The sequence below is a fragment of the Maribacter sp. Asnod1-A12 genome (assembly GCF_045063735.1).
GTDB lineage: Bacteria > Bacteroidota > Bacteroidia > Flavobacteriales > Flavobacteriaceae > Maribacter.
Window position 1 is genome coordinate 2,764,124 of the sequence record NZ_JBEFNZ010000006.1, and the last position, 11,351, is coordinate 2,775,474.

At 41.0% G+C, this 11,351-nt stretch carries 1 protein-coding gene and 1 pseudogene; both read left to right on the forward strand.

Translation table 11 applies throughout. The features are described from left to right. The first annotated feature begins 651 nt into the window (after nucleotides 1-651). On the forward strand, nucleotides 652-11,010 hold the full coding sequence (locus ACJJVP_RS11720; protein ID WP_405413867.1) for a gliding motility-associated C-terminal domain-containing protein: 10,359 nt from the start codon (nucleotides 652-654) through the stop codon (nucleotides 11,008-11,010). Nucleotides 11,011-11,123: 113 nt separating this feature from the next. After that, a pseudogene (locus ACJJVP_RS11725) lies at nucleotides 11,124-11,291 on the forward strand (OmpA family protein); the annotation flags it as partial. Nucleotides 11,292-11,351: the final 60 nt, after the last annotated feature.

Here is an 11,351-nt window from a genome sequence, read left to right on the forward strand (position 1 = left end):
TTAACGAAAATTACTTACATAGTAAAGTAGATATTTATGTTATATTTTTGTAGTCCTTTTCTTTGCTATATTTAAAAATAAAATAATTGAGGATATCAAATAGAATCGCTTTTGCTGTTAAAAACAGTATAATTACCTAGGTTTAGCTTAAACTAAAAAAATGAATGTAAGGTCTTGAATTTAAAGGGTTAATCGGTGTAATGCATAAATAATTTATTTGGTATATATACAAAATAGGCATTTTTACATACACATGTCTCTTATCACACAACATTTAATTCTCCACTAGATGTGCTGATAACTACCTTTAAGATAATAACATGTTTTTTGTAGTCCATAGGGCAAATTGTTCAATGTCTACTTATATAAAAAAATCCCTCAGTTATGAATTTTGTCGGTTATCATTCATCATTATTTTCATTTTCCATTACTAGACATTTTATGTCTATTGGTCTATACAAAACTGCATTTTCAATTTCAATTATATCCCTTATAAATTATTTTGGATTTTATTTAACCTGTTCAGGGCTTATAATAAACGAAGAGGCTGTTTGAATATCAAGTTTTAAAGAAAAGAAAACTAAGTACAAAAAAAAATTACTAATTACCGATACGATTTAAGAATCTTGTTTGGGTCTCCAATAAATTGCTATGAATTCAAAGACTTTAAATATTAAAAACTGTATTACAATACTTTTTTTATTTTTTACGATTACTGGCACTTTTGCACAACTAAGTGACATACATTATTTACCGCCTTTAAGGCAAAGAGCTACAGATATGAACTTTCAAGCGGTTTATTTGTCTACACCAGAGACAACGCCATTTGATGTATATATTTATGAAGGAACATCTAATACACCAGATATTGTAAGTGTATCTAATGCTAATCCTTTCGTTTATGCTTTAACAGATGGTAACAACAATATTACAATGGTAGAAGCTACTAATGTTGGTGTTGTTTTAAGTGCTAGCGGACTTCGTTTTGAAGCACCAGGGGGTGAAAAGTTTTATGTTAACTATAGAGGGCGAAATGGCGCTCAGGGCGCTTCTCTAACCGCAAAAGGTAGAGCGGCATTTGGCACGCATTTTAAGTGGGGCGGTGTTCCTCTAATTCGAAATAGAAATATTCATAATGCCACTCTGGGTATTATGGCAACAGAAGACAATACAACGGTTACTATTTCCGACTATGATCCAAATTGTGAATTTAGATTACAAAACGATGTTTTTGGGCTAACTGATGATATTATCACGGTAACATTGAATAAAGGTCAAAGTTATGTAGTTGAAAGTAGGGGCGCAGGTGTAGATGCCAATAAAGATGGTTGGCTTGGTGCAGATATTCTTTCCGATAAAGATATTGTTATTAGTAATGGTAATATTTTAGTAGGTGTAGTTGAAACATCTAATGCCCAAGATGCGGGTATTGATCAACCTGTTCCAATAGAGAGTGTTGGTAGAGAATATGTTTTTGTAAGAGGTGGTGGATCAGATAGGTTAGAATTTCCAATAATAATAGGTACGGTAAATGGAACCGACATATTTGTAAATGGATCTTCAACTCCTATTGCTACAATTAACGAAGGAGAATATTATTTAATTCCAGGTTCTAACTATTCGGGTTCAACAGCAGGTAGTAATCTAACGGTCATTACTTCTAATAACGTATATGCCTATCAAAGTTTAGCAGGTAATACCAGTGTTGCCACAACAGGATTAAACTTTATAGCTCCGGTAAACTGTTTATTACCTAATACCTTAAGTAATATTGTTGATATTGAAGATTTGGTAGGGGTTGATATTTCAGGAGGCTTAACTATTCTGGCATCTACAACAACTCTAGATGAAAATATTATAGTAACGGATGGTGACGGTACGGTTACCCTGCCTGCAGCTCAAATTGCTTCTGGTTTACCTTGGAAAAGTTTTTATTTACCGAATTTGAATGGAAATGTTTCTGTAGAATCTACAGGTCCTATAGCTGTAGGTGTAGTTGGTTTAAGTGGAGCACTCGGTTTTGGGGGGTATTTTTCCGGTTTTGATACGGTACCAGTAGTTGATTATACGATATCTGGAGGAGGATGTTTAGGCGGCGAAATAACATTGACTAACAATTTTGATACCTATCAATGGTATAGAGATAATTCTCTGGTTCCAGGAGCAAATACTGCTTCTTTTACCCCTACAGCTATCGGGGATTATTACGTAAAGGTTTCATCAGGAGGCTGTTTTTACGATTCCAACGTAATCAATATATATTACTGTAATCCAGATATAGCCGTCACAAAAACAGCGGACAAAGCAATATATTCAGAGGATGAGTCGGTAACTTTTACTATTACAGTAGAAAGCTTAGGAATTAATGATGTAACCAATGTTGTTATAAATGACGTTTTACCAACGGGCTTAACTTTAACTAGCGCAACTCCATCTTCAGGTTCATGGTCTAGTCCTAATTGGACTATTGGCACTATGACAGGTGGTGAAAAGCAAACGTTAACTATTGTAGCTACACCAGACGCCATAGAAGCACCAATAAAAGAAATTACAATTATAAATACAGTTTCTAATTCACAGGATCAAGTAGATTCAAATGAGACATTAGATGATCTAGAAGAAACTATAATTATTGAAAATAACGATGATGATGGCGACGGAGATCCAGATATTTCTGATCCAGATCCAAATGACGCTTGTACTTTTAGTACAAGTCAAAATACTGCAAATGCAGATGCTAGCTGGAATGCTATTGATTGTGATGGTGATGGTGAGAACAATGGAACCGAAGTAGCAAATGGTACAGATCCTTCTGACCCTTGTTCGGTAACAACGCCAACCTCAAGATCTAATGCAGTTGAAAACTATGCTATTTGGGCAGCGGCAGATTGTGATAATGATGGTAATATTAATGGAAATGATCCTAATCCTTTTACACCAACCGCAAACGATGATTTCACTACTGCAGATGTAGGGGTAGCCAAAGTATTCAATGTTTTAAATAATGATGATTTTTTAGCAGGTAGTACTATAACCGATTTGGGAACAGGTAATGCATCGGGTATTATAGCTATTAATCAGGCAACTGGTGAAATAACATACACGGCATTAGTAAGTGAGAACCCTAGTACGGTTACCATAGATTACCGTGTTTGTAACGGTACTGTATGTGATACAGCTACCTACTTCATTACTATTCCTGCATGTGCAGATACTGATGGGGATAATGTTTGTGATGTAGAGGAAGACCCATCCACAATAAATGACCCTTGTGCGCCGCAAAGCGACCAATATTGGCAACCACAAGGTACCAACGATTGTGATGGCGACGGACTAACAAATGATGAAGAAGCTACTGCAGGTACAGACCCTTATAATGCAGACAGTGATGGTGATGGTATTGATGATGGTACAGAAGTAAATACGGATAATACAGATCCTACAAATGACTGTGACTCTAACGGTGGTACACCTTTAAGCACAAGTGATTGCGATAACGACGGGCTTACGGAAGCCGAAGAGGCAACGGCTGGTACCGATCCAACAAACCCTGATTCTGATGGAGACGGAGTTTTAGATGGTACAGAAATAACTGTAGATGGTACAGATCCTTTAAACCTATGTAGTTATGAAATTGCGAGTGCAACAGAAACACCTTCAGCGGCATGGAATACTGCTGACTGCGATGGTGACGGTGTAGATAATCAAACAGAAGTTACCAATAACACAGATTCCCTTGATCCTTGTGATCCGTCTCAAGTAGCAGGGTACACAGGTTTCGATGCAAGCAATGCCATTTGGGCAGCAGCTGATTGTGACGGTGACGGAGTAACAAATGGAACGGAAGATACTAATGGTACAGATCCATACAATACGGATACGGACGGTGATGGTGTTCCCGATAATACAGATGCAGATGCTTTAGATCCTTGTGATCCGGTTCAAACAGCAGGTTATACAGGTTATGATTCTACTAACGCTATTTGGGCAGCAGCAGATTGTGACGGTGATGGTGTTACCAATGGTACGGAATTTACAGATGGAACGGACCCCTATAGTGCGGACACCGATGGAGACGGTGTTCCTGATAATATGGATGCAGCTCCACTTGACCCATGTGATCCTGTTCAAGCAGCGGGAAACACAGGTTATGATTCCAGTAATGTCATTTGGGCAGCTGCCGATTGTGATGGCGATGGAATTACCAATGGTACAGAAGATACGAATGGAACCGATCCTTATAATGTAGATACGGATGGTGACGGCGTTCCAGATAACACGGACACTGACGCATTAAATCCATGTGATCCGGTCCAGGCTGTAGGTTATACAGGTTATGATGCTAGCAACGCTATTTGGGCAGCAGCCGATTGCGACGGCGACGGAGTAACAAACGGAACAGAGAATACCAATGGAACGGATCCATATAACACAGATACCGATGGAGACGGCGTTCCCGATAATACAGATGCTGATGCTTTAAATCCATGTGACCCAGTCCAGGCTGCAGGTTATACAGGTTACGATTCTAGCAATGCCATTTGGGCAGCTGCCGATTGTGACGCAGATGGAGTAACGAACGGCGCAGAAGATACCAATGGTACTGATCCATATAGTGACGATACCGATGGAGACGGTGTTCCTGATAATACAGATGCTAATTCGCTCGATCCTTGTGATCCAGTTCAAGCTGCGGGTTATACAGGTTACGATTCTAGTAATGCCATTTGGGCTGCTGCCGATTGTGACGGCGACGGAGTAACAAACGGAACAGAATTTACAAACGGAACTGATCCTTACAATACAGATACCGATGGAGACGGTGTTCCCGACAATACCGATTCAGATGCACTTAATCCATGTGACCCAGTTCAAGCTGCAGGTTATATAGGTTATGATTCTAGCAATGCTATTTGGGCAGCTGCGGATTGTGATGCGGACGGAGTAACGAACGGCGCAGAAGATACCAATGGTACTGACCCATATAGTGACGATACCGATGGAGACGGTGTTCCTGATAATACAGATGCTAATTCACTCGATCCTTGTGATCCAGTTCAAGCCGCAGGTTATACAGGTTACGATTCGAGCAATGCCATTTGGGCAGCAGCCGATTGTGATGGAGACGGTGTTACCAATGGTTCTGAAGTTACAAATGGTACAGATCCATACAATACAGATACTGATGGAGACGGTGTTCCTGATAATACAGATGCTGATGCATTGAATCCTTGTGATCCGGCTCAAGTGGCAGGTTATACAGGTTACGATTCTAGTAATGCCATTTGGGCTGCTGCCGATTGTGACGGCGACGGAGTAACCAACGGAACAGAATTTACAAACGGAACTGATCCTTACAATACAGATACCGATGGAGACGGTGTTCCCGACAATACCGATTCAGATGCACTTAATCCATGTGACCCAGTTCAAGCTGCAGGTTATACAGGTTATGATTCTAGCAATGCTATATGGGCAGCAGCCGATTGTGACGGTGACGGAATAACTAACGGAACAGAAGATAGCAATGGTACTGATCCTTATAGTACAGATACCGATGGTGATGGCGTTCCCGATAATACAGATGCTGATGCTTTAAATCCTTGTGACCCAGTTCAAGCAGCAGGTTATACAGGTTTCGATGCAAGCAATGCCATTTGGGCAGCAGCCGATTGTGATGGAGACGGAGTAACTAACGGTACTGAAGATACGAATGGAACAGACCCTTATAATACAGATACCGATGGAGACGGCGTTCCCGATAATACCGATTCAGACCCTTTAAATCCATGTGACCCAGTTCAAGCAGCAGGTTATACAGGTTATGATTCTAGCAATGCTATTTGGGCAGCTGCGGATTGTGATAGTGATGGAGTAACGAATGGAACAGAAGCTACCAATGGAACTGATCCATATAACACAGATACTGATGGAGACGGCGTTCCCGATAATACAGATTCAGATCCTTTAGATCCATGTTTACCAGCACAATCTCCTGGTTATACCGGTTATGATGCTAACAATGCCATTTGGGCAGCTGCTGATTGTGATGATGATGGAAACAATAATGGTACAGATCCTAATCCTTTTGCTCCAACAGCAACAGATGATTATACCACCGCAACAGTATCGGAAGAGAAAACAGTAAATGTTTTATTCAATGACGACTTTTTACCGGGTAGTATAATTACGGATCTAGGCACAGGTAGTGCGATAGGTACCATAGGTATTAGTCAAACTACAGGTGAAATTTCTTATACACCTGATAATTCGGAAAATAATTCGATAGTAACTATAGATTACAGAGTTTGTAATGGTACCATCTGTGCAGATGCTATTTTTTCTATAGAAACTCCTGAATGTCAAGATTTGGATAATGATAATATTTGTGATGTAGTAGATATTGATGATGATGATCCATGTGTAGATAATGGTCATCCAGATTGGCGTCCACAGGGCACTAATGATTGTGATGGTGATGGTCTTAACAATGATGCGGAAACCGCAGCGGGAACGGATCCTGCGAATGCAGATAGTGATGGCGATGGTATTTTAGATGGAACAGAAGTGAATATAGATCTTACGGATCCGTTGGATGATTGTGAATCAAATGGTGGAAATCCATTAGGAACAAGCGACTGTGACAATGATGGTTTAACAACAGATGAAGAAACTACTGCTGGTACAGATCCTACAAATTCAGATTCTGATGGCGATGGTGTGTTAGATGGAACTGAAATTAATATAAATGGTACAGATCCTTTAGACTTATGTAGCTATGTTATCGGCAGTGCTACAGTAGCGCCTTCAGCGGCATGGAATACTGCTGACTGCGATGGTGATGGAGTCGATAATCAAACCGAGCTTAGTAATAACACAGATTCCCTTGACCCTTGTAATCCGGCTCAAGTGGCAGGTTATATAGGTTATGATGCAGGCAATGCTCTTTGGGCGGCTGCAGACTGCGACGGCGATGGCGTAACAAACGGTGATGAAGATACGAATGGTACAGATCCATATAATACAGATACCGATGGAGATGGAGTTCCTGATAATACTGATACAGATGCTTTAGATCCTTGTGACCCAGTTCAGGCGGCAGGTTATACCGGTTATGATGCAAGCAATGCTATTTGGGCAGCTGCAGATTGTGACAGCGATGGAGTTGCAAATGGAACAGAAGTTACAAATGGAATAGAAGTTACAAATGGAACAGACCCATATAATAACGATACAGATGGTGACGGCGTTCTCGATGATACAGATGCTGATGCTTTGGATCCATGTGATCCGGTTCAATTAGCAGGCTATACAGGTTATGATGCTAGTAATACTATTTGGGCAGCTGCAGATTGTGACGGCGATGGAATTGCAAATGGTACTGAAGTTACTAATGGTACAGATCCATATAATACCGATACCGATGGTGATGGCGTTCCTGATAATACAGATGCTGATGCTTTAGATCCTTGTGACCCAGTTCAGGCGGCAGGTTACACAGGTTATGATGCTACTAATACCATATGGCAAGCAGCAGATTGTGATGGGGATGGGGTAATCAATGGTACTGAAGTTACTAATGGTACAGACCCATATAATACCGATACAGATGGCGACGGCGTTCCCGATGATATTGATGCTGATGCTTTAGATCCATGTGATCCAATTCAAGCAGCAGGTTATACAGGTTACGACGCAAGTAATGCCATTTGGGCAGCAGCCGATTGTGATAGTGATGGCGTCACCAATGGAACAGAAGACACCAATGGAACCGATCCTTATAACAATGATACAGATGGTGACGGAATTCCTGATAATACAGATGCATATGCTTTAAATCCGTGTGACCCAGTTCAAGCGGCAGGTTATACTGGTTACGATGCAAGTAACACGATTTGGGCAGCTGCTGATTGTGATGGAGACGGAATTGATAATGGCACAGAAGACACAAATGGTACTGACCCTTATAATACGGATACCGATGGTGACGGCGTTCCTGATAATACAGATACAGATGCTTTAGATCCTTGTGACCCAGTTCAGGCGGCAGGTTATACAGGTTACGATGCAAGCAATGCTATATGGGCAGCTGCAGATTGTGATAGTGATGGAGTAACGAATGGCACGGAAGATACCGATGGTACGGATCCATATAATAATGATACCGACGGCGATGGTGTTCCTGATGATACAGATTCTAGTCCACTAGACCCTTGTAATCCTTCACAATCACCATTATATACTGGTTATGATGCTACCAATGTAATTTGGCAAGCAGCAGATTGTGATGGTGATACTATTACTAATGGTACAGAAGCTATTAACGGAACGGATCCATATAATACCGATACGGATGGTGATGGAGTACCCGATAATACCGATGCAAACGCATTTGACCCTTGTGATCCAAATCAAGTAGCAAGTTATACGGGTTATGATGCTACCAATGCAATTTGGGCAGCAGCAGATTGTGATGGCGATAGCGTTAGTAATGGAATTGAATTTGATAATGGCACGGATCCATATAATACAGATACGGATGGTGATGGTGTTCCTGACAATGGAGACCCAGAAGGTAATAACCCATGTAATCCTATTCAAACCTCAGGGTATTCTAATTATGATGCTACCAATGCAATTTGGGCAGCAGCGGATTGTGACGGTGATGGTGTAACAAACGGTGATGAAGATACGAATGGCACAGATCCATATAATACAGATACAGACGGTGACGGCGTTCCCGATAATACAGATGCTAATGCTTTAAATCCTTGTGACCCAGTTCAGTCAGCAGGTTATACCGGTTATGATGCTACCAATGCAATTTGGGCAGCAGCAGATTGTGACGGCGATGCAGTTGCAAATGGAACAGAAGTTACAAATGGAACAGATCCATATAATACCGATACAGACGGTGACGGGGTACCAGATAATACAGATGATGATGCTTTAGATCCTTGTGATCCGAACCAGACAGCAGGTTATACGGGTTACGATGTCAGCAACGCTATTTGGGCGGCGGCTGATTGTGACGGAGACGGAGTTACTAATGGAACTGAAGTTACCAATGGTACAGACCCTTACAATACAGATACAGATGGTGATGGCGTTCCCGACGATATTGATGCTGATGGGTTAAATCCTTGTGATCCAATTCAGGTAGCAGGTTATACAGGTTATGATGCAAGTAATGCAATTTGGGCAGCAGCTGATTGTGATTCGGATGGAGTAACAAATGGTACAGAAGATACCAATGGTACCGATCCTTATAATACTGATACCGATGGTGATGGTGTTCCCGACGATATTGATGCTGATGGGTTAAATCCTTGTGATCCAGTTCAGGCAGCAGGTTATACAGGTTACGATGCAAGTAATGCTATCTGGGCAGCGGCTGATTGTGACGGAGATGGAATAACCAATGGAGTGGAAGATACAAATGGTACAGATCCTTACAATAATGATACAGATGGAGATGGCGTTTCGGATAATTTAGAAACAGTCAATGGTTCAGATCTATTGAATCCTTGTGACCCAGTTCAATTAGCAGGTTATATGGGTTATGATGCCGGTAATGCTATTTGGGCGGCGGCTGATTGTGACGGAGATGGAATTACCAATGGAGTAGAAGTAACTAACGGTACAGACCCATACAATAATGATACAGATGGTGACGGTGTTCCCGATAATACAGATGCAGATGCTTTAGATCCATGTGATCCAGTTCAGTCAGCAGGTTATACCGGTTACGATGCTACTAATGCTATTTGGGCAACTGCAGATTGTGATGGTGATGGAATTGATAATGGAACTGAGTTTACAAACGGAACTGATGCTTATAATATAGATACAGATGGAGATGGCATAAATGATGGGTTGGAAGATTCGAATGGAACGGATCCTTTAAATCCTTGTGACCCGGTTCAAGTAGCAGGTTATGACGGTTATGATAGCTCGAATGCAATTTGGGCTGCCGCAGACTGTGATGGTGATGGTATCGATAATGGTACTGAAGTAACCAATGGTACAGATCCTTACAATAATGATACTGATGGAGATGGTGTTTCAGATGATTTAGAATCAGCTAATGGTACCGATTTATTAGATCCATGTGATCCACAACAAGCAATTGGTTACACAGGCTATTTTGCAAGTAACACCATTTGGGCTTCGGCAGATTGTGATGGAGATGGAGTTACTAATGGTACTGAAGTTGCCAATGGCACCGATCCTTACAATGAAGATACCGATGGAGATGGTATTTCAGATAGTCAAGAAATTTCTGATGGTACCGATCCATTGAACGATTGTGATTCAAATGGAGGAGCTCCATTAGGAACTTCGGATTGTGATGAAGATGGTTTGACAACCGATGAAGAAGCATCTTTAGGTACAGACCCGAATGATCCTGATTCAGATGATGATGGTATTTCAGATGGACAGGAAATATTGGATGCAACAAATCCTTTAGACGATTGTGATCATATAAATGGAACAGCTTTACCTGATAGTGATTGTGATGGCGATGGATTAACGACATCTCAAGAGGATGCTATTGGAACCGATTCTTACAATGCAGATTCGGATGGAGACACGATACCAGACGGACAAGAGATTGAGGATGGTACAGATCCATTAGACCCATGTGATTCTATTGGAGGTGTTCCAAGTCTAGATGCAGGTTGTAACGCTGAGGTAGTCGATTCTGGTATTGCTGTTGCCAATGAGGTAATTACACCTGATGGTGACGGTACGAACGATTTTTTCAGGATAGAGAATATCGAGTCTTTCCCTAACAACACGGTACAGATCTATAACCGTTGGGGTGTTATAGTATACGAAATGTCGGGTTATGACAACAACACTAATGTATTCGTTGGGTCATCTAATGGCAGAGCTACGATAAACCAAGATTCCGAGTTACCGGTTGGCGTGTATTTCTATGTGATCAAGTATAATAACAACGGGGATAACTTGGACAAGTCGGGTTACCTATACATAAACAGATAAAAAAATCTCTTTAAAAAAGATAAGATGAACAAATATTTTCTATTCATATTGATCAGTATAGCGGGTCTTCTGACAGGGTATTCCCAGCAAGACGCGCAGTACACGCAGTANGGGCAAAGGCTACCGCGGAATATTTGATAGAAGCAGGTATCCCGAGCGACAGGATCTCATATGAAGGCTATGGAGAGACCGAACTTACAAACGGCTGTAGCAATGGTGTACCATGTAGCAAAGAGAAGCATCAGCTCAACAGAAGATCGGAGTTTATAGTAGTGGAATAGTATTCAATATAAGCGTTTCATAAATGTATTATATAGCATACAATTACAGTTACAAAACTA